Genomic DNA, 401 nt, shown 5'->3' with positions numbered 1-401 from the left:
GCCGGACCGGCCACCGCCCAAGGCCCCAGTTGCGCATCCAGCCGCTCGGCCGTCAGAGCATCGGTCAGCGCGAAGCCGAGCCGAACACCCGCAAGGCCGAAGAACTTGCCGAACGAGCGCAGCACGACAATGCCGCCCTCGGTGACATCGCCGGCCAGGCTATGCTCGATCGGGCCGACATCCATGAAAGCCTCGTCGACGACCAGCAGCCCGCCCTTGGCGCGAAGCCGCGCAGCAAGCTCGAGCAGCCGGGCCTTTTCGATCACCCGACCGTCCGGATTGTTGGGGTTGACCAGCACCGCGAGGTCCGCCTCGACCAGCGCATCGAAATCGCTGACCTCCGCGACCGCATGGCCGGCGATGGCAGCAGCCCGGGCGTGTTCGGCATAGGTCGGGCCGAG

Annotated in this window: 1 protein-coding gene; it reads right to left on the bottom strand. The window is 68.8% G+C overall.

Annotated elements, in window-relative coordinates; all coding sequences use genetic code 11:
• A partial coding sequence (locus EN786_RS36220) for an aminotransferase class I/II-fold pyridoxal phosphate-dependent enzyme (RefSeq protein ID WP_135910060.1) occupies window positions 1-401 on the bottom strand: 401 nt, incomplete at both ends.

This window comes from Mesorhizobium sp. M4B.F.Ca.ET.143.01.1.1, assembly GCF_004792275.1.
Lineage (GTDB): Bacteria > Pseudomonadota > Alphaproteobacteria > Rhizobiales > Rhizobiaceae > Mesorhizobium > Mesorhizobium abyssinicae.
This window is presented reverse-complemented; position numbering and strand designations above follow the sequence as displayed.